We start from the raw sequence: 20,487 nt of genomic DNA on the forward strand, positions 1-20,487 counted from the left end.
TTAAAAAAGCTGAGCAACCTACTCAGCTTTTTTGTTCTTTATATTTTGACAAAACCTATATCTTAGGTTCTTGTTGACTCAAACAATGGAAAGATCCTAGTCCCCAAATAATATCTGTAGAATCTATTCCTACAACTTTACGATCGGGGAAACATTTCTGAATAATATCCAAAGCAATTGCATCTTTTGCACAACGATAAGTTGGTACAATGACAGATTTATTCGCAATATAAAAATTCGCATAAGAAGCAGGTAAACGCTCACCTTCGCAATAAACCGCATCCGGCATTGGCAATTCGATAATGTTTAATGGACGTCCATCTCGTAATTTCATTTCTTGCAATTGGCGAAGATTCACTTGCAACAATTCGTAGTTATCATCCGATTCATCTGTTTCAACAACCGTCAAAACTGTATCTTCATTTACAAAACGAATTGTATCATCAATGTGTCCATCCGTATCATCACCAACAATTCCGTCTTCTACCCATAGAATTTGCGAAACTCCGTAATAATTTCTTAAAAATTCTTCGATTTGTTCTTGCGAATAATCTGGATTACGATTTTCATTCAATAAACAAGATTTTGATGTCATCAACGTATCTTTTCCATTGAATTCGACTGAACCTCCTTCCATAATAATTCCAGGATGAAAAACAGGAAGATTAAATTCTGCACCAATTCTTGTTGGCACAACATCATCATTTTCGAAAGGTGGATATTTTCCTCCCCACGCATTGAATCCCCAATCTACAATAACTTTTGGGTTATCAAGATTATTTTTATTCAACAAAAATGCAGGACCATGATCTCGACACCAAGCATCGTTTGTTTCGTTAAAATAGAACTCAACTTGTGACAAATTTGCATCCGTTTTTTCGATAAAAGACAAAGCAAAAATTTTCATTTCTTCATCTTTTACATTAATGCGAACTTTTTCACCTTTCGATAATTCAGCAATAAATTCAGCATAAGCTGGATAAATTAAATGAATACGATCTGGCCAAGATTCTTCTTTGTGCGGCCAAGACAACCAAGTTGCTTCGTGTTCTTCCCATTCAGCAGGAAATCTATATCCTAAATCTTTTGGAAATTTTGATGTATCTATAGTGTTCAATTTTATTTCTTTTCTAAAAGTTTAAACGTATTTTCGATATGTCCAGTAGCTTTCCAATTATCATGACCAGAAATAACTTGTTTAATCGTTGGATGTTTTACAACTAATTTCTGTATTGTTTTTGGCCATTCAATAACATTAGCTTCGCCTGTGTAACCTAAATTTATAGCGTCAGCACCTTTTATCAAACAACCTCCATTCAACACTTTATATTTCGGAAACCAAACCACAACATTATCAGAAGTATGTCCTTCTCCAAAATATTCAACAACAAACTTTTCATTACCAAATTTGTATGTTTTACCTAATTCAATCTCAAATTTAGAAGTTGCTTTTCCTTCTTTTTTTAATTTAGAATTGGTTAAAGAAGTTGCATAAGTAGGAATATTCAAATCATTATAAAAACTTAAATCTCCTGCTCTATCATCATGCGAATGTGTTGCAAACACAGCGATAACTGGCAAATTATACTTTTCTTGCAACATATCATTTAATTCTTGATATTGCGATTTCTGCCAAGGAACATCAAACAAAACGATTCCTTTATTCGTTACCAAATACATTCCATTTGCATTATACTCAACACCATTAAACGAATTGAATGTTTGATAAACAAATAAATTGTTATTAATCGGATCAATCTGAATTGGTTTTATTTGACCAAATGCAAAACTTCCTATCAATGCTATAAGTGAAAATAATTTCTTCATTAATCCTCGTCTATAAAACGTTTTGTAATTGGTTGATAAGAATCGATGCGGCGATCTCTTAAGAAAGGCCAGTGTTTACGGAAGAAATCAGATTCGTTCAAATCCAATTCAACCACTTCTGTTTCCTCTTTATCATGCGTTGCTAAGTACAACAATTTTCCCTGCGCATTTGTCGCAAAAGAGCCTCCCCAGAACTTCATTGCTCCATCTTGCTCAAAACCAACACGATTTACAGAAATAACCGGAACTCCATTCGCAACCGCATGTGAACGCTGAATTGTTTGCCAAGCATTGTATTGATCTTGATTTGTTTCTTCGTCTTGCGTCGTATCCCAACCAATCGCAGTAGGATAAAATAAAATTTCTGCTCCCATCAATGCTGTTATACGAGAAGCTTCTGGATACCACTGATCCCAACAAATTAACACTCCAATTTTTCCAAATTTAGTATCAAAAACTTTGTAACCTAAATCACCTGGAGTAAAATAGAATTTTTCATAAAACGCAGGATCATCTGGGATATGCATTTTGCGATATTTTCCTAAATATTGTCCATCAGCATCTAAAATAGCGGTTGTATTGTGATATAAACCTTGCGCACGTTTTTCGAATAATGAAGCGATAATTACCACTCCCAATTCTTTAGCTACAACTGATAACGCATCTGTTGATGGTCCAGGAATTGCTTCTGCTAAGTCGAAATTATCGTAATCTTCTACGTCACAGAAATATAATGAGGTAAACAATTCTTGCAAACACACAATTTGAGCGCCTTTTGCAGCTGCTACTTTTACTTGCTCTATTGCTTTGTTTAAATTTTCTTGTTTGTTATTAGTACAAGTCATTTGTACCATTCCAACTTTAACTTTTGCCATTTTATAAATAGGTCTAAAAATAAAAATGAATAATAATTACAAAAATAGCGAATTTAGTAGGATTTAATCTATTAGAATTTATATTTAAGAATATTTTATGTTTCAAATGTGATGAAATTTAAATTTCTATCAATCTATCTAGCAATGCTATTTTGAGAACAGATTTAAGAAAATTTTAAAAAAAGTTTACCTAAATATTATAATTTTTAACAAGTCTTTATTAAATTGTAACTTCTAATTTTGTCGCGTAATAATTTAAAACATGAAAAAATTAATTGCCCTTTCTTGTCTTTTTAGCGGAATATTTATTTCAGCTCAAAGTCAAGAAAGTTACATTTTAGCAGAAAATTCTGCCTCTTCATCCACTTCTATCTCTACAAAAAAAGTAACTTATGACGATCATTTAATGGCAGCAGAATCATTCAACATTCCAATCGTGAAGAGTTTTGATGATATTGAAGGTTTAGTTGCTACAAAAAAATTAGTTGCAATTCCTGAAGAAGGAAATGGGTACACAATTGAGAAATTAACACACAGTAAAGCTTTTTTAAATAACAGAGCAAAAACTGTGTTGGAACGAATTGCTTCAAAATTTCTGGACGAAAACAATGCTACAATTACTGTAACTTCGCTTACCCGTTCTGAAGAAAGTCAAGCAAGTTTAAGACGAGTAAATAGCAATGCAGCAAAAGGCGAAAGTTCTCATAACTATGGTGCTTCTTTTGATTTGTCGTATACAAAATTCAATAATAAATATACGTATAGCAAAACTCATCGTGATAATTTAGAAGCGATTTTAAAACAATTGCAAGAAGACGGTAAAATTTACTATATCAAAGAATATAGACAACACTGTTTTCATGTAACGGTTCGTAATCCCGATCAATTTAAATCAACAACAATGTAATATATAAAAGTTCTTTTCTATTTTTGCAGAAGAGAATTGAATCATGAAACAATTTTTAACAACTTTTTTTATTTGCTCTTCTTTATTCGGTTACGCTCAATCTCGAGTTATTATAGAACCTTCTAAAGAATATGTTCAGCATTTGAATGCCGCAAAATCTCATAAACTTGAGCTAATTGATGGTGATAAAAAGTTGAACAAATATATCAATCAAGGTAAATTGGTTAAAATAAAACAACGTGGTTATGGTTGGCGAGTTGGTGATTTAACGCATAGTCATTCCTATCTTGTTCCAAAAGGTCGAGATATTTTGAGCAGTATTGCAAGAGATTTTGTAAAGACAACTGGACAAAATTTTTTTGTAGTTACTTCGATGACAAGAACTTTACATGATCAAAATCGATTGAGAGGAATCAATAAAAACGCATCATCCAACGACAGTTCGCATAATTTTGGTGCAGCTTTTGACATTTCTTATGTTAGATTTAATCATAAAATAAGTTCAAACGCTAAACTTGAAAAAGAATTAGAACAAATCCTAAAAACCTATGTCAAATTAGGTAAAATATATTACGTCAAAGAATCTAAAATTAGATGTTTTCATATTATCGTTCGGAATTATTAAATTCTGAACGATTTTTTTTTGTTTGTAAATAATAACTATACAATAATCCTATAAACACAAACAAACTACAAAAACCAAATAAGTTTGACATTCCAAACAAACTGATAACACCACCAATTAGAGGACCTGTAATTCCCAATGAGATATCAATAAACAAGCCATACGCAGCTAAAGCAGCTCCTTTACTATTATCTGAAACCAAAGCAACAGCCTCTACTCCCATCGCAGGAAAAACCAATGAAAAACCAATTCCTGTAATACCTGCACCAATAAGAGCTATAAAAGAATTTGGCGCACTAAAAAGAATTAATAAACCTATCGTTTCGACTATCATGCAAATAATTCCAACTTTTAATCCTCCTAATGTATTAATTGAACTATTAAAAAATAATCGTCCTACAATAAACAATAAACTGAAAACACTTAAACATAAAGCTGCATTCGACCAACTATAAAAGTCGTAGTAAAGTGTTATAAAATTAGAAATTCCTCCAAATCCAAGACCTGCAAGTGCTAAACAAATTCCAAAAGGAGCCACTGTTTTCAATACACTTATAAATGGTTGCGGAACTTTTGAAACTGCAGTTAATATATTCTCTTTATTTCTAGCTAAAAAATAACCTATAATCGCACAAACAATACTAAACAAACCAATAAAACCAAGTCCAAAATATTGATTTAAGATAACTCCCAATGGTGCTCCAATTGCCAATGCACCATAACTAGCAACACCATTATAAGAAATTGCTTTCGCTGTATGTTGTTGTCCAATTTTTAAAATTGCCCAGTTTATTGGACTTCCACCTACCATTCCTTCTGCTGCACCAGTAACCAATCTCGCAAGTACAAGAATAGCTATTGACAAAAAATGATTGTTTCTTGTGAAGTAACAAAAGTATAATAAAACTCCTGCTAAAATAAACAAACTCATACTCAATAAAACGGCTGGTTTAGGACCTTTTGTATCTACAATTTTTCCCGCATAACCTCTCAATATAAAAGTTATCACATATTGCAAACTAATTACAATACCCGCTACAAGCTCAGTAAAACCTAATGTTTTTGTAATAAAAATAGGTAAAATAGCCAACGGTAAACCTATAAGTAAATAACCTATAAATGAAAAACTTACATAACCTATAATTTGCATGAAAATTTGTCGTGAACTCATGCTTAATTTCTCTTCCATAACATAATGCAATCGGTTGCAAATTTAGAATATTTAATAATCAAAGACAATTATTCATCCATTATTAAATTTGAAAATATATTATTCTTATTTACTTAAATTTAATCTTTACTTATTGTTGTGTTAATCCGAATACCGCATAAAATATAGAATTTTAACATCTACAAAACAAGAAATTCACACAATGAAAAAAATCGTATTATCGCTGGTATTATTTGGAAGTTTTTATACTTCTGTCAACGCTCAACAACTTGCTAAAGGAATTGTTTTTGAAGATAAAAATCAAAACAATAAATTCGATAAATCAGAAAAACGTTTGGCAAACGTGCAAATTAGTAACGGAAAACAAGTTGTTTCGACAAATGATAAAGGAGAATATCAAATCGAGATTGATAACGAAACTATTTTGTTTGTCATTAAACCAACAAATTACAAAGTTCCTACAAACGAATTCAATCAGCCACAATTCTACTACATCAACAAACCTAATGGCTCTCCAAAATTAGAATATGCAGGTTCTGCTCCGACTGGAAATACTCCAAAGAGTATTGATTTTGCTTTAATTCCTACAAAAGAAAACGAAAAATTTTCGGCTTTAATTTTTGGTGATCCTCAAGCTTATACAGAAGAAGAAATCGAGTATTTCTCTAAAGGTGTAATTGATGATGTTAAAGGAATTAAAGGAATGGAATTCGGACTTTCTTTAGGAGATTTGGTTGGTGATGATTTGAATTTGCATCCATCTTATATAAAAGCTGTTTCGAAAGTTGGTTTACCTTGGTACAATGTTATGGGAAATCACGATATGAATTATGATGCAAAAGAAGATCAATATTCGGATGAAACGTTCGAGAAAAATTTCGGTCCAAATAATTATTCATATAATATCGGTAAAGCACATTTTATTGTTTTAGATGATATTTTATATCCAGATCCTCGTGATGGAAAAGGATATTGGGGAGGTTTCCGTCCTGATCAATTAGAATTCATTAAAAATGATTTAAAATTTGTTCCAAAAGATCATTTAATTGTTTTAGCATTTCATATTCCGTTGCGTGACACACGTCCAGAAGATAGAAATCAATTATTCGAATTGTTAAAAGATTACCCAAATACAATTTCAATGTCTGCTCATACACATTTCCAAGAACAGATTTTTTATGCAAATCAAGATGGTTGGCAACAACAAAAACCTCATCACGAGTACAATGTTGGAACAACTTCTGGTGATTGGTATTCGGGACCGAAAGATGCAAAAGGAGTTCCGGCCTCTACGATGCGTGATGGTACACCAAAAGGTTATGCTTTTTTACATGTAGATGGTAATCAATATAAATTTGATTATAAAGTTGCAAATTCACCAAAAGAAAAACAAATCGACCTGTACCACACAAAAAAAGTAAAAGAAGGTAAACGCAATCGTGCTTTTTTATATGCTAATTTCTTTATGGGACATGAATCAAATAAAGTTGAATATCGTGTAAATAATGGTGAATGGAAAGAGATGAATTGGGATCCAACAGTTGATTACAATTATATGGAAACCATCATGAAAATTGATAATGCAGAAATTACAAATATTGGTAACAGACCTTCTGCTCCAGAAATTTCGAAACATATTTGGTCAGTTCGTTTACCGAATAAACTAAAAGTTGGAACTTATCCAATTGAAGTTCGCGCAACCGATTTGTACGGAAACACTTTTACAGAAAAATCTTCTTTCGAAGTTATCAAATAAAAGCATTTTATTCACGTCAATGAGCCACTTCAAAAGAAGTGGCTTTTTTTAATAAAATATTTTACAATTTATCCATGTTAAATAAAAGTCAATAAACCTTTACTCAAATGTAAAATTAATATCAAGACCTTTATTTTAGTAATGTTTACTTAAAAATCTCTTAATCCTAAGTTAAACAACTTCACAAACGGAAGATTTAGTTTTGTTAAAATTTTTAACACATAAACATTTCACATTTACAGCTATGAAACAATTAAAATTACCACTACTTCTACTAGGTGGATTTTTAAGTTTACACGCCAATGCTAAAACTTACACCGGAACAGATTATCATCAATCGATTTCTCAAGATCAAAATCCAATCAAAGGTCAAATCGTTGATCAAAACGGATTAGGAATTGCAGATGTAGAAATCATCATCAAGGGAACATCTTTTAAAACATTTACAGACGGAGATGGTTTTTTCGAATTTGTTTCAGTAAATGTTGCTCATCCTACATTATTGGTAAATTCATCTCAACACAAATTTATTGAATACACACCGAAAGATATTTCTCAAGTAAAAATTACTTTACAAGAAGAATCTAACCAACTGAATGAGGTAATTGTAACTGCTTTGGGGATAAAGCGAGAGCAGAAAAAATTAGGATTTGCTCAACAAAATATAGGTTCGGAAGAACTTGCAACAGCAGAAGCGAATAACTGGTCTTCGGGATTGAAAGGAAAAGTAGCTGGTCTTAATATTATTTCTGGAGGAAATGGACCAATCAATTCTCAGCAAATTATTTTGCGCGGAGCAAATTCAATCGACCAATCAAAAAATTACGCTTTAATTGTCATCGATGGTGTTCCAATGAGTACAGAAATGACTTCTTCTGGAAACAATACTGCTTACATGGGCGATGATTCACCTATCGATTTTGGTAACGGTATTTCTGACATCAATCAAGCAGATATCGAAAGTGTAACCGTTTTAAAAGGTCCTGCCGCAGCAGCGCTTTATGGAAATAAAGCTGCAAATGGAGCTTTAATTATAACAACAAAATCAGGTAAAAAAGGTAAACAATTAGGTTTAGAATATAAATCAACTGTAGCTATTGACGTTATTAACAATTAGCCAGATTTTCAATATGAATATGGTCAAGGAACTGGAAAAAGTTTCGATAAAAACGGCAATCCTTATTACTCATATCAAACCTCAGCAGATGGACCAAATACAGGAAGTACTTCTTCTGCATTCGGTCCAAAATTTGACGGACAATCATTTTTTCAATATGATCCAACTTTAGAAAAACAAGGGGCTGAAAGAACTTTATGGCGTGCTTATAAAGATAATAGAAAAGGATTTTGGCAAACTGGTTTTACTTTCAGTAATGCATTTACAGGTCGTAACGACTGGAATTCTTCTGTTGCAGTAAAATATAGCTCATTCTTTTATCCTTCAGTCTCTTCAAGTTTTATTCTGTCAGATTTATTCAAAATAAAAGGACCAATTAATTACTTAAAATACCGTTTATCATTTGCTAAAGTTGGTAACGGAGGTACAACAGGTTGGACAAATAGATATTACGATCAAAGCGATTTTACAGCATCTGCAGTAGTACCTGGAAGATTATTTAATCCTGATATTAAACCTGAATCTACAACATCATGGGAAACTGGTTTCGAAGCTTTATTATTCAAGAAAAGATTAAGCTTAGATTTTACAGTTTATCAACAAAGTACAAAAAATCAAATCTTCGAATTACCAAATGATATCACAACTGGCTATTCAAGAAGAGTGGTAAATGGAGGAGAAATTGAAAACCGTGGAATTGAAATTGTAGCTTCTTATTCTCCAATTAAGAACAAAGATTTCAATTGGAAAATGACAGGAACTTGGTCTAAAAATGAAAACAAAGTAAAATCTTTAGTCGAAGGAATAGAAGATAATCAAATGATTCTTGGTCAATCTGGAACAGTTTATCAAATTGCAAAAGTTGGAGGTTCTTCTACAGCTCTATATGGTGAAAAATTTGTAAGAAACGAAGCTGGACAAATCATTTATGACGCAAAAACAGGTGTTCCAATTAGAAATGGATTAATAGAATATGTTGGAGACGCAACACCTAAATGGAGAGCAGGTTTCACAAATGAAATCAAATTCAAAACATTGCGTTTCAGTTTTACATTAGACGGACAATATGGTGGAATTGTCTATTCACAAACTTATCACAAAATGATGGAGCAAGGAAAATTGGCAGATTCTTTACCTGGTCGAGAAGATGGTTACATCATTGGAAATGGTGTTGTATTGAATGCTGACGGAACTTATTCTCCAAATACAACAAAAGCTGATGTGGCAACTTATTATGCTGAATATAATCGTCGTGCAAATGTAGAATCTAATTCATTCGAAGCTTCATATTTAAAATTAAGAGATGTGAGTTTAACATTTGATTTTCCTAAAAGATTATTATCAAAAACAGGTTTACAAGCATTGTCATTAACAGTTTACGGACGCGATTTATTCACGATTAGTGATTTTCCTTTATACGATCCAGAAACAGCATCATTAAATGGAAATACTTATGTACCTGGAGTTGAAATGGGACAAATGCCGTCAACAGCAACGTATGGAGTAACCTTAAAAGCTTCATTATAATTTACAACATTCAATTTATTAAAATGAAAAAGATTTCAATTCAACTATTTTTTGCCTTCACTATAATTTCAACTGTTTTCTCTTGTACAAACGATTTTGAGAAAGCAAATGAAGATCCAAACTTAATCACAGAAATTAATTCAGGTTCTGTTTTAAATCCTGTTCTTTATGATTTGGCTGAAAATAATGTTTTAAAAAACTACGATATTACAGCTCAATTGATGCAAGTTCATATTCCTTATCCAAGCAATGCAATGGGACTTCATCGTTATGATGTAACAACAGGAACGGGAAATTCGACTTGGAATAATGCCTACACAAATCTTGTTAATTTGGAGGAAATGCTAAAAGTTTCGCAAAAAGCTGGAGATGTCAATTATCAAGCAATTGCATTAACGCTTCGTTCTTTAGTTATTTCTAATTTAACCGATATGTTTGGCGATGTTCCTTTTTCTCAAGCAGCCAAAGCAGAAGAAGGAATTACAAAACCAAAATTTGATACACAACAAGATATTTATAAGCAATTATTAAATGATTTAGAGAAAGCAAATCAATTATATGTAACTAATTTAGGTCTAAAATATGGTACCGATATTTTATTCCCAAGTAGTGAAAAAAACATCAATATAACACGTTGGAAAAAATTCACAAATTCTCTTAAAATGAGATTATTATTAAGAATTTCGAATCGTGATGCATCTGCCTTAACAGAACTTAAAAAAATAATTGATAATCCGACAACTTATCCTATTTTCGAAAGTGAATCAGAATCTGCTATTTTACAAATTTCTGGTTTAGCACCAAGTTTATCTCCTTGGCCAAGAGCACAAGATTATAGAGATAGCCGAACATTCACAACATTTTTTATTGATAAAATGAATGAAACTAATGATCCTCGTTTACCAATTTTAGTCAATAAAGCTTCTAATTTGGATGGTTCTTCATTAGGTTACAAAGGAGTTCCTGCAGCTTACGAAGGAAATAGTTCTGATTACAAATTCAATCCGTCATCTCCTAACAATGCAATTGTTATCGCTCCGATGAAAATTCCATTAATGACTTATGCTGAAGTTGAGTTTATAAAAGCTGAAATGGCTCAAAAAGGTTTAGGTGGTGATGCAAAAACTCATTATGATAAAGCTGTAAAAGCTGCTGTACAATTATGGACGAATATCGAGCCTACTGCTGAATTTATGGCACAAGAAAAAATTAAATACAACAATACGTTAGAACGTATCATCGATCAAAAATATTTTGCTTTATTCTTTACAGATTACCAACAATGGTTTGAATATAAAAGAACTGGTTTTCCAAAATTACCGACAACTTCTACCATGTTGAATGATAAAAAAATGCCTCGTCGTATGCTTTATCCAACAAGTGTTAGAAATTATAACCCAGAAGGCTATCAGAACGCACTTCAACAAATGGGACCAGATAACATCAATACGCGTGTTTGGTGGGATGTAAATTAATTGCATACATTCCACATTTAATAGAAAACGACCTTGTAATTAAGGTCGTTTTCGTTTTATTTGTATCTTCACTAAAAATATTTTTATGCATATAGAAGAGTTAAGAGAGTTTAGTTTAGGACTTCCATTGGTCGAAGAAAAATTTCCTTTTGATCAATCTACTTTGGTCTTTTATATCGCTGGAAAAATGTTTTGCCTTTGTAATATTGACGATTTTGATTCTGTAAATATCAAATGTGATCCAGATAATGCAATCGAATTACGCGCAACTTTCGAAGCTGTAATTCCTGGTTATCACATGAACAAAAAACATTGGAATACTGTTAAAATTCATCAAGACGTGAAAAACATTCAAATCAAAGAATGGATAAAAGATTCTTATAATTTAGTCATCTTAACTTTACCAAAATCTAAACGTCCTGAGTTACTTAAAGAATAATTTAAACTTAATTCTTAATATTTTTAGGTTATTTATATAGATATTATCATCTTTGTCTTTCAATGGGGTGCTAAAAAGCTGAGAATATACCCAAGAACAATTTTGTTCTATACCTGATCCAGATAATGCTGGCGGAGGAATTGATGTTAGCAATAACTTCTATCTCCTCATCAAAACAAATTATGATGAAGGAAATTATTTTACAAACAACTTGGCTCGAATGGCTGGGTGTCACTTTTTCTATTTTTCAAGTCGTATTGGCGAGATTCAACAATCCAAAAAATTATTTATTTGGAATTGCAGGAATTACATTATCGCTTTTCGTCATGTTCAATTCTAAGCTATATGCCGAATTCACACTTAATATTTATTATTTAGTAATGAGCATTTATGGCTGGTTGTATTGGAAATTTGGACAACAAAAACACGAAATTGAAATTTCAACAGCCAACAAAAAAGAATGGGGAATTGTCACAGGAATTGTCTTAAGCAGTTTTACCATTTTTTATTTAGCACTCACACATTTCACCGATTCTGACGTTCCTATTTGGGATTCAGTTGTAAGCGCATTTGCATGGGCAGGTATGTGGTTAATGGCAAAACGTAAACTCGAAAATTGGATTTTATTGAATATTAGTAACATTATTTCAATTCCATTAATGATTCACAAAGATTTGTATTTATACGCTATTTTATCGTTGATTTTATTTTGCGTAGCAATTTCTGGATATTTTAATTGGAGAAAAATTTTGAATGAAAATAATGCTTGATATTCCCAAACTTCGACAAGAATTATTGAATAAAGAATCGTTTAATCAAGTAGTTCTCGATCATATTTATACTCAAAATTGGTTGAATATTTGGGTTCCTAAGCAATACAATGGACTTGGTTTACATTTTTCTAAAGGATTAAAAGTTTTACAATCTGTTGCTAAAATTGACGGAAGTTTAGGTTGGTTTGTAACGCTTTGTAGTGGTGCAAATTATTTTTCTCGAAATCTAAAATCTGATGTTGCTTCTAATTTATTTTCTTCACAAAAAACGTGTTTTGGAGGAAGCGGAATGCTTGGAGGAACTGCTGAAAAAGTTGGAAATAAATATATCATAAACGGTTTGTGGCATTATGCAACTGGCGCTCCTTACCTCACTCATTTTACATTAAATGCGAAAATAATCGAAAATGGAAAAGAGATATTGGATGAAAATGGTGAACCAAAGTTTTTGTCATTTATTTTAAATAAATCTCAAGTTAAATTAATTTCAACTTGGAAATCAATGGGAATGGTTGCAACATCTTCTCATAGTTTCGAAGTAAAAAATGAAATCGTTCATCAAGGTTATAGTTTTATTTATAATCAATTTTATAGTGATGATTTGGTCGAAAAAATACCTTTCCGAATTTTTGCTGATTTAACTTTATTGGTAAATTATCTTGGAATGGCTGAACATTTTATCGAAAAAAGTTTAGAAATTATTCATTACCAAAAACAAACAGATTTCGAACATTTCGTTATTAAATCAACTTCGAAAACTATTGAGTTTGCTAAAACAATAGAAAACTTATTAGTAAATAATTCTCCTATTTCAGAAGAAATCGAAACTGAAATTCATTCATTTGGAATAGAAACTGTTGAAAAAATCACTCAATTTATCATTGAAATTTATCCACAACTTGGAATTAAAGCTTCAAAAATCAATGAAGAAATCAATCAAATTTTCAGAGATTATTTTACCGCAACTCAACACCGAAATTTTAGACAAAATATTCAACTCAAATAGTCTATTTATCTATATTTGCAAAACTTTTGACTGCGTAATTTAATGGATAGAATATCAGATTCCGGTTCTGACAGTAAGGGTTCGAATCCCTTCGTGGTCACTATTTTATTTTTTTTTGCAATTTTTTTTTCATAGTTTAGCATATCACTAATTATTAATTAACACGTTATTATGAGAAAAAAATTACTATCTCTTTTATCGATAGCAGCAGTAGCTGTATCTTTTGGTCAAACTTATACAACACAAAATAGTGGTATTCCATTACAATCCTTTGGAGCAAGAGAATACTCTATTGTAGATCCTAATACAGCATGGATTACTTATTTTGATGGAGCTGGTACTCAAACATATCCTAAATATGTAGGGGTAACAACTAATGGAGGATCAACTTGGAAAGCTAATTTAGTATCTAGTTTACCTTCGAATGCATTAATATCAGATATCGGAGCTGTAAATGGTACAACAGCGTTTATTGTAACAGCACCTGCTTCAGGTTCTGGAGCTGCAAATGGTTTATGGAAAACAACAAATAGCGGAACATCATGGGCTAAAGTTTCAGGAGTATTTGGAACTAGTTCTTTCGGAAATATCATTCATTTCTTTGATGCAAATAATGGTTTGGTTATTGGAGATCCTATTAATGGTAAATACGAAATGTACAAAACGACAGATGGAGGTAATACTTGGAGTACATTAGGCACAGCTCCTTCAACTTTAGTTAGTACTGAATATGGATACGTAGCTGGTAGAGTATTTTTAGGAGAAGATTTATGGTTAACTTCAAATACTGGTAGAATTTTACATACAAATGATAGAGGAGCTACTTGGAAATCTTACTTTTCTCCAGTCGATGATTTTTCAGGTGAAGACTCAAGTGCTAGCATGTCCTTTTCTTCATCTAAATATGGATTGTTAGTAGATAATACAGCTGTATTATGGTTCACTGAAGATAGTGGAGCTAACTGGGATGTTATGTCATCAAATAGTTATTATGATGGAGATATTTCATATATCCCTGGATCTAATGGAATCTTCCTTTCAACAGGATTTAGCTCAGCTTCAGAATTAGGTGTAGGATCTGCTTATTCTAAGGATAATGGTAAAACTTGGACTAAGATTGATGATGGTCAACAAAGATTATTTATCGGAGCTTACGATTGTAAATCTGTTTGGGTTGGTCATTACACTTCAGATACAAAAGGAACAGGTGGAGTTTTAAAATTGAATGATATTCCAGGCTGTACATTAGCGACGACAGAACAAACAGCAACAAAAGTTGAATTAAAAGCTGTTGTAAATGGTGGTACACTTAATGTTATTTCAAACAAAGAAATAAAAAGCGTATTGGTTGGAGACTTAACAGGAAGAAAACTTTCAGAAGTACAATCTAAAGATGTTAATATTTCTGCATTAAAAGCTGGTGTATACTATGCTCGCGTAGCTTATGCTGATGGTGCTTATGGAACAGTGAAGTTTATTGTAAAATAATTTACATCCTATAAAATTTTAGAAAGGGCAAAACCAAGGTTTTGTCCTTTTCTATTTCTACATTTGCCAAAATTTTTCAGTTTTGGAAATCGAGATTTTATTCTATTTATGCATGGCAGCTTATTGCGCTGGCTTCATCGACTCTATTGTTGGTGGTGGTGGATTAATACAAACGCCATTATCACTTGCTTTTTTACCTAATTTACCTGTTTCAACAATAATCGGAACGCTAAAAATTCCAGCAATTAGTGGAACAGCTTTAGCAACTTCACAATATCTAAAAAAGGTAAAAATAGATTGGAAACTTTTTGCTATTATGGCTATATGTGCATTTGTATCCGCTTTTTTAGGTTCGCAATTGTTAACGGTTATCAATAATGATTTTATGAAGCCTGTTTTGTTAATCATTTTGATTGTTTTAGCCATTTACACTATTTTCAAGAAAGATTTTGGACAAGCAACCGAGCGTAAAATTCCTTACCACATTGCGATTATCAATGGTTGTATTGTGAGTATTGCAGTTGGTTTTTACGATGGCTTTATTGGTCCTGCAACTGGAACTTTCTTTATTTTGGGATTCGTAACACTTCTTGGTATGGATTTTTTGAAAGCTAATACTAATGCAAAACTGATCAATTTAGCGACTAATTTTGGTTCGATTTGTTTGTTTTTAATCAAAGGGCAAATTATCTGGAAAATAGCTTTACCAATGGCTATTTGCAACGCTTTAGGAGGTTTTATTGGAGCAAAATTAGCCATCAACAAAGGGAATAAATTTATTCGATACATATTTATTTTGGTAATCCTACTCTCAATTTGTAGATTTGGTTATGAAGTAATTTTCAAGTAAATGAAAACCATTTTTTCAATTATTTTTGTTTCTGCATTTATCACTGTTTTTTCTCAAAAGTTTGAGTTAAAAGATTCAGTTTTGATTGAAAATAAAACAATCAAATCAATTGATACTGATCTAAATAATTCGATTTATTTGATTTCAAATACTAGAATTGAAAAAATATTTCAGTCAAAAAAGAACAAAAGGATTGATCTCAAAAATATTATTACTTCAGTTGATGTCAATAATCCACTTCGAGCTTATGTGTATTCAAATTTTAATCAACTCACTATTTTAGACGAAGATTTGAATCCTATTCAGGATATTGTAAAGATTAAATCAAACGATTTTATGCCTGCTGCATTAAAAGTTGTTGACACACAATTTTGTTGGTTTTATGATTTAATCGGGAATAAAATTGTTTACTATAATTATCAATTGCAAAAACCAATTCTGACATCAAAACAAATCTATTTAAAACATAATGATCAATCAATCGATAAAATACATGTGTACAAAAATTTGGTGTATTTAAAAGGTCATAAAACGATTTATGTTTACGATGATTATGGAAATTTCAAATCTAATTTTGAATTTGACACTAATCAGCAACCTTTTTATTTTTATAAAGATGTTATTTTATATATAAATGACAATAAGCTAATATCAAAAAACATTATCAATCAAAATTTGACGACTTTTATTGATTTAGAAAATGTAAAAAGTTTTGCACTTAGCGAAAAAAATCTTTATACTTTGGTCGAAAATAAAATTTACACTTATACTATTTTAAGTACAAACGATTAATAATAAGCTATTTAATCAATTAAAACTAATTACTAATCCTTATTTATTTTTAATTTATAATTGAATAAAAATTCATAAATCAATCGGAATAATTTTTTTCTAAAAAAAGATTTTTCTATGAGTCACTTGCTTAGATTTTGTTTTGAAAATTAAGCTTTAGTATATTTGCAAACGTTAAAATAATTGGAAAATGCATATCGCCATAGCCGGAAATATTGGAGCAGGTAAAACTACTCTAACAAACCTTTTAGCAAAACAATACAACTGGACAGCTCAGTTTGAAGATGTAGAAATGAATCCGTATTTGGATGATTTTTACAACGACATGGAAAAATGGGCGTTCAATCTTCAGATTTATTTCTTAGGAAGCCGTTTTAATCAAGTAAAAGAGATTAGAGAAAGCGGAAAAGACATTATTCAGGATCGTACAATTTACGAAGATGCGCATATTTTTGCGAGTAACTTAAACGATATGGGATTATTGTCTACAAGAGATTACAACAACTATTTGCGTGTTTTTAATTTGATGACAAGTTTTGTAGAAGCACCAGATTTATTGATTTATCTTAAAGCTTCAATTCCTACATTGGTTTCGCAAATTCAGAAACGTGGTCGCGATTACGAAAACTCGATTAGTATTGATTATTTAAATCGTCTAAACGAGAAATACGACAAGTGGATTTCGAATTATAAAGAAGGAAAAGTGTTGGTAATCGACGTGGATAATTTAGATTTTGTTGAAAATAAAGAAGATTTAGGATTCATTTTCAATAAAATAGAAGGAGAAATTAACGGACTTTTTTAGTCAGAAAAAATAAAGTAACTTGCACGGCTTGATTTTAAATTTAATCAGGCCGTTTTTTTGCGTAAAAAATTATGGAAAATAAAAGTATTTTGAAAGGAGTTTTGTTCGTTGCAATGGGCGCTAGCTTCTACGGAATGTTAGCAACATTTGTAAAAATTGCATACGATCAAGGCTATACGACTGCCGAGGTAACGACTTCTCAGTTTGTATTAGGAATTTTGATTTTGGGAATTATCAACTTATTTATGATGAGTAAAAAAGATTTACCAAAGATTGAACAAAGAGATAAAAAAAGGTTGGTTCTTGCTGGAACTTCCTTAGGTTTCACAAGTTTATTTTACTATCTAGCAGTACAATATATCAACGTGTCAATCGCAATTGTATTGTTGATGCAAACGGTTTGGATTAGTATTTTGGTTGAGAGTATTTTGGGTAAACAATTTCCTTCTGCCAAAAAATTAATTGCAATGGTTTTGGTATTATTTGGAACTGTTTTGGCTACAAATTTAATCAACCAAGAAGTCGAATTAAATCCTAAAGGATTGTTTTGGGGATTTTTAGCAGCTTGTTCTTTTACAGCTACCATGTTCACATCTAATAGTTTAGCCAATTACTTACCAGCTTACAAAAAAAGTTTGTGGATGCTTTTTGGAGGTGCTATTATTGTGTCGTTATTTTTGTTTTTTAGCCAAATCGGACCTTATTATTTTGATGGTTTAATGAGCTTTTACAACAACTTTTCGAGTGATGTAAATGGAATTCATGCATTCAATTTTAGCATTTTTTATACTTGGGGATTACCATTGGCAATTTTCGGGACTGTGTTACCTCCTATTCTTTTAAACAAAGGTTTTCCGCACACAGGATTAGGTTTGGGAAGTATTGTTTCTTCGTTAGAATTACCCGTTTCCGTAACTATGGCTTTTGTCCTTTTACACGAGCAAGTTCTCGCAATACAATGGACAGGAATCGCCGTTATTATTTTTGCTATTATTATATCAAATCTGAATTTCAAGAAAAAATAAATTCAAAATGACGAATATTCTTATAAGTCAATGAAAATTCAATCACAAAAAAAGCCAACTCGTAATAAGTTGGCTTTGTATTTTGAGTAAAATCTAAATTATTTCACCAAAATTTTATTCGCTAATTGATTTGTTCCATCAATTTTTTCTTGAATTGGTAAACCTAATAACTTCGCAAGCATTGGATAGATTTCTGTATTTGGAAAAACTTTAATCTCTTTACCAGACTTAATATTTGGTCCCCAAGCCATAAAAGTCGCTTTCATTTCTGGCGTTTCTTTTACATAAAAACCATGCGAACCTTTCGGTGCATTTTTGTTTGAGAAATAGTTTGGAGCATGTGCAATCAAAATAATATCTCCAATACGATTGTATCGATCATTCTTTTTATCAAAATGATATTTAGATGAGACATTTGTTGTTTTATACACTTCGAACGTATTATTCTGAACTGCTTTTATTTCTTTGTAAATTGATTCGATATCATTTTTATCTTTTACAAAAAGACTTACATAAGAACCATTTGAAGCAACTTGTACTTTTGATTCATCAATTTTAATTGGCAATTTCAACGGATTTTCATCATCAATTCTTGTCATTCCGTGATCAGAAACAAAAACAAAATTCACTTTCAAACCTGTTTTTGCAACCTCATCATTCAATTTCTTGATTGATTGATCTACAAACTGTACAGCTTCCTTTGTTTCAGGCGCATCAGGTCCAAAAGAATGTCCTGCGTGGTCTACTTCCGGAAAATAAAACGTAATCAAATGTGGACGTTTTTCAGCTGGTAATTCTAACCAATTAACCACTTGCTGAATACGATAATCAATTGGTGATTTCTCCGAATACTTGTACGAATACGTTGGAAACATACCATTAATAGGCGCTTCCGAACCTGGCCAATAGTAACAAGCAGCTAACATTTTGTTCTGCTCTGCAAGATTCCAAATTGGCGTTCCTCCGTACCATTTCGGATTGATAACTGCATTCCTATTTCCCAATGAATAACGATCACCAACTTCTATATCTAACATATTATTACCTACCAAACCATGATGAATAGGTGTTAAACCTGTTACGATTGTGTAGTGATTTGGAAACGTAACCGATGGAAAAGAGGGATACATAGCATCGGCTTTCACTCCTTTTTTAGTCAAAGCTAATAGATTTTTAGCTTCATGTTTTTGAGCATAATCATAACGAAAACCATCTGCCGAAATCAAGATAACATAAGGTTTATCTTGTTGTTTAGCATCATTCACACGATTTTCAATTACGATTTGTTCTTCGATTTCTTGTGCATTTGCTGTAATTGAGAACGTTAAAACAATTGCAGAAAATATACTAAGTATTGATTTTTTCATGCCTCAAATTTAAAAAGTTTTATACTTAGAATGAATTAAAAAAATGTCAAATCTTCATGAAAAACCATAAAAAAACTTATTTATAAATAAACCAGTTTCATAATATGTTAAGCAAAACTTATCAAATCTTCGTAGGCTTTTTTAGCACCTTCAAAAACTTGTTGTTGTTCTTCTTCAGTTGTAAATTCTTGATTGATATAACCAATAAAAGTTTTCCAGATTTGACCAAGGTTTTCGCCATAATGTCCAAAGTAATTGAAACCTTTATTCTCTAAAAAAGGATATTTTTTCAGTGTTTTTGCAATTACATTTCCGCCAAGCATAGAACCTTCTATCACATACAAAGCTCCAATTGCTTCGGCTCTATTTTGTAATTCAAATTGTTTTGGCACATTCAATTCTTCTAAGCCCAACTCGTTAATATCTTGTTGAATCAAAGACAATTTATTGAGTTTTGTTAAGGCTAAATTTTCTAAGTCTTTTTCATTCAAAAATTCTTTAATAGAATCTTCATACGATTTTAGAAAAATATGATTAACCTGCAACATTTTATAATAATTTTTATCTGTAAATGTGCTGTTAAACAATTTATTCGATTCTAATTTATCTTCAATTTCTTTGTGATAAACCGCTGTTTTTTCTTTTAAATAATCAGATAGCAT

At 31.3% G+C, this 20,487-nt stretch carries 20 protein-coding genes and 1 tRNA gene; 15 read left to right on the forward strand and 6 right to left on the reverse strand.

What is annotated here, in order from left to right; genetic code table 11:
* Nucleotides 1-55 precede the first annotated feature (55 nt).
* Genes B3J26_RS11085 through B3J26_RS11095 form a run of 3 tightly spaced genes read right to left on the reverse strand, consistent with a single transcriptional unit; the run spans nucleotide 56 to nucleotide 2,702 of the window.
* A complete protein-coding gene (locus tag B3J26_RS11085) occupies nucleotides 56-1,117 on the reverse strand; it encodes an agmatine deiminase family protein (RefSeq protein ID WP_291063396.1) in 1,062 nt (353 codons plus the stop codon).
* Nucleotides 1,118-1,119: 2 nt separating this feature from the next.
* Entirely contained in the window at nucleotides 1,120-1,827 is a 708-nt protein-coding gene (gene blaEBR / locus B3J26_RS11090; protein WP_291063394.1) for an EBR family subclass B1 metallo-beta-lactamase, read from the reverse strand.
* Nucleotides 1,827-2,702, reverse strand: coding sequence for a carbon-nitrogen hydrolase (locus B3J26_RS11095; protein ID WP_114999920.1), 876 nt, complete (start codon nucleotides 2,700-2,702; stop codon nucleotides 1,827-1,829). The genes blaEBR and B3J26_RS11095 overlap by 1 nt, the downstream gene beginning before the upstream one ends.
* Nucleotides 2,703-2,964: 262 nt before the next feature.
* Between B3J26_RS11095 and B3J26_RS11100 the strand changes: the two genes are divergently transcribed.
* Nucleotides 2,965-3,609: a DUF5715 family protein gene (locus tag B3J26_RS11100; protein WP_114999918.1), complete on the forward strand. Its 645-nt coding sequence runs from the start codon at nucleotides 2,965-2,967 to the stop codon at nucleotides 3,607-3,609.
* Between the two features lie 43 nt (nucleotides 3,610-3,652).
* Complete coding sequence (locus B3J26_RS11105) at nucleotides 3,653-4,234, forward strand: DUF5715 family protein (protein WP_291074574.1); 582 nt, start codon at nucleotides 3,653-3,655, stop codon at nucleotides 4,232-4,234.
* Here B3J26_RS11105 and B3J26_RS11110 read toward each other — a convergent pair.
* Entirely contained in the window at nucleotides 4,215-5,405 is a 1,191-nt protein-coding gene (locus B3J26_RS11110) for an MFS transporter (RefSeq protein WP_291052708.1), read from the reverse strand. The genes B3J26_RS11105 and B3J26_RS11110 overlap by 20 nt on opposite strands.
* Before the next feature lie 202 nt (nucleotides 5,406-5,607).
* Between B3J26_RS11110 and B3J26_RS11115 the strand changes: the two genes are divergently transcribed.
* From B3J26_RS11115 to B3J26_RS11175, 13 genes are all read left to right on the forward strand, one after another.
* Nucleotides 5,608-7,161, forward strand: a complete 1,554-nt coding sequence (locus B3J26_RS11115; protein ID WP_221854778.1) for a calcineurin-like phosphoesterase C-terminal domain-containing protein — start codon at nucleotides 5,608-5,610, stop codon at nucleotides 7,159-7,161.
* Nucleotides 7,162-7,405: 244 nt separating this feature from the next.
* Nucleotides 7,406-8,278 (forward strand): TonB-dependent receptor plug domain-containing protein, encoded by an 873-nt coding sequence (locus B3J26_RS11120; protein WP_291074576.1) that lies wholly within the window; start codon nucleotides 7,406-7,408, stop codon nucleotides 8,276-8,278.
* A 510-nt stretch (nucleotides 8,279-8,788) separates the two neighbouring features.
* Entirely contained in the window at nucleotides 8,789-9,805 is a 1,017-nt protein-coding gene (locus tag B3J26_RS11125; RefSeq protein ID WP_349679519.1) for a TonB-dependent receptor domain-containing protein, read from the forward strand.
* Nucleotides 9,806-9,828: 23 nt separating this feature from the next.
* Nucleotides 9,829-11,280, forward strand: coding sequence for a SusD/RagB family nutrient-binding outer membrane lipoprotein (locus B3J26_RS11130; protein WP_286495618.1), 1,452 nt, complete (start codon nucleotides 9,829-9,831; stop codon nucleotides 11,278-11,280).
* An 85-nt stretch (nucleotides 11,281-11,365) separates the two neighbouring features.
* The gene (locus B3J26_RS11135; protein ID WP_291074578.1) at nucleotides 11,366-11,719 is read left to right on the forward strand and encodes an MmcQ/YjbR family DNA-binding protein; all 354 of its coding nucleotides are present in this window, start codon (nucleotides 11,366-11,368) and stop codon (nucleotides 11,717-11,719) included.
* A gap of 182 nt (nucleotides 11,720-11,901) precedes the next feature.
* Nucleotides 11,902-12,489 carry a nicotinamide riboside transporter PnuC gene (gene pnuC, locus B3J26_RS11140; RefSeq protein WP_291074610.1) on the forward strand — a complete coding sequence of 196 codons (588 nt, stop codon included), beginning with the start codon at nucleotides 11,902-11,904 and terminating at the stop codon, nucleotides 12,487-12,489.
* A complete protein-coding gene (locus B3J26_RS11145; RefSeq protein WP_291074580.1) occupies nucleotides 12,473-13,498 on the forward strand; it encodes a hypothetical protein in 1,026 nt (341 codons plus the stop codon). The genes pnuC and B3J26_RS11145 overlap by 17 nt, the downstream gene beginning before the upstream one ends.
* Before the next feature lie 28 nt (nucleotides 13,499-13,526).
* Nucleotides 13,527-13,598: transfer RNA gene (locus B3J26_RS11150), tRNA-Arg, on the forward strand.
* 71 nt (nucleotides 13,599-13,669) lie between these two features.
* On the forward strand, nucleotides 13,670-14,986 hold the full coding sequence (locus tag B3J26_RS11155; RefSeq protein WP_180906324.1) for a YCF48-related protein: 1,317 nt from the start codon (nucleotides 13,670-13,672) through the stop codon (nucleotides 14,984-14,986).
* A gap of 82 nt (nucleotides 14,987-15,068) precedes the next feature.
* Nucleotides 15,069-15,836, forward strand: a complete 768-nt coding sequence (locus tag B3J26_RS11160) for a sulfite exporter TauE/SafE family protein (protein WP_291074582.1) — start codon at nucleotides 15,069-15,071, stop codon at nucleotides 15,834-15,836.
* Nucleotides 15,837-16,628, forward strand: coding sequence for a hypothetical protein (locus B3J26_RS11165; RefSeq protein WP_291074583.1), 792 nt, complete (start codon nucleotides 15,837-15,839; stop codon nucleotides 16,626-16,628).
* Between the two features lie 190 nt (nucleotides 16,629-16,818).
* A complete protein-coding gene (locus tag B3J26_RS11170) occupies nucleotides 16,819-17,433 on the forward strand; it encodes a deoxynucleoside kinase (RefSeq protein ID WP_038333632.1) in 615 nt (204 codons plus the stop codon).
* A 71-nt stretch (nucleotides 17,434-17,504) separates the two neighbouring features.
* The gene (locus B3J26_RS11175; protein ID WP_291074585.1) at nucleotides 17,505-18,458 is read left to right on the forward strand and encodes an EamA family transporter; all 954 of its coding nucleotides are present in this window, start codon (nucleotides 17,505-17,507) and stop codon (nucleotides 18,456-18,458) included.
* A gap of 98 nt (nucleotides 18,459-18,556) precedes the next feature.
* On the opposite strand, the gene B3J26_RS11180 is transcribed toward B3J26_RS11175, so the two are convergent.
* Both B3J26_RS11180 and B3J26_RS11185 read right to left on the reverse strand, forming a co-directional pair.
* Nucleotides 18,557-19,825, reverse strand: a complete 1,269-nt coding sequence (locus tag B3J26_RS11180) for an ectonucleotide pyrophosphatase/phosphodiesterase (protein WP_291074587.1) — start codon at nucleotides 19,823-19,825, stop codon at nucleotides 18,557-18,559.
* 107 nt (nucleotides 19,826-19,932) lie between these two features.
* Nucleotides 19,933-20,487 carry a biliverdin-producing heme oxygenase gene (locus B3J26_RS11185; RefSeq protein ID WP_291074589.1) on the reverse strand — a complete coding sequence of 185 codons (555 nt, stop codon included), beginning with the start codon at nucleotides 20,485-20,487 and terminating at the stop codon, nucleotides 19,933-19,935.

This window comes from Empedobacter sp. UBA5987 (assembly GCF_002429865.1).
Classification (GTDB): domain Bacteria; phylum Bacteroidota; class Bacteroidia; order Flavobacteriales; family Weeksellaceae; genus Empedobacter; species Empedobacter falsenii_B.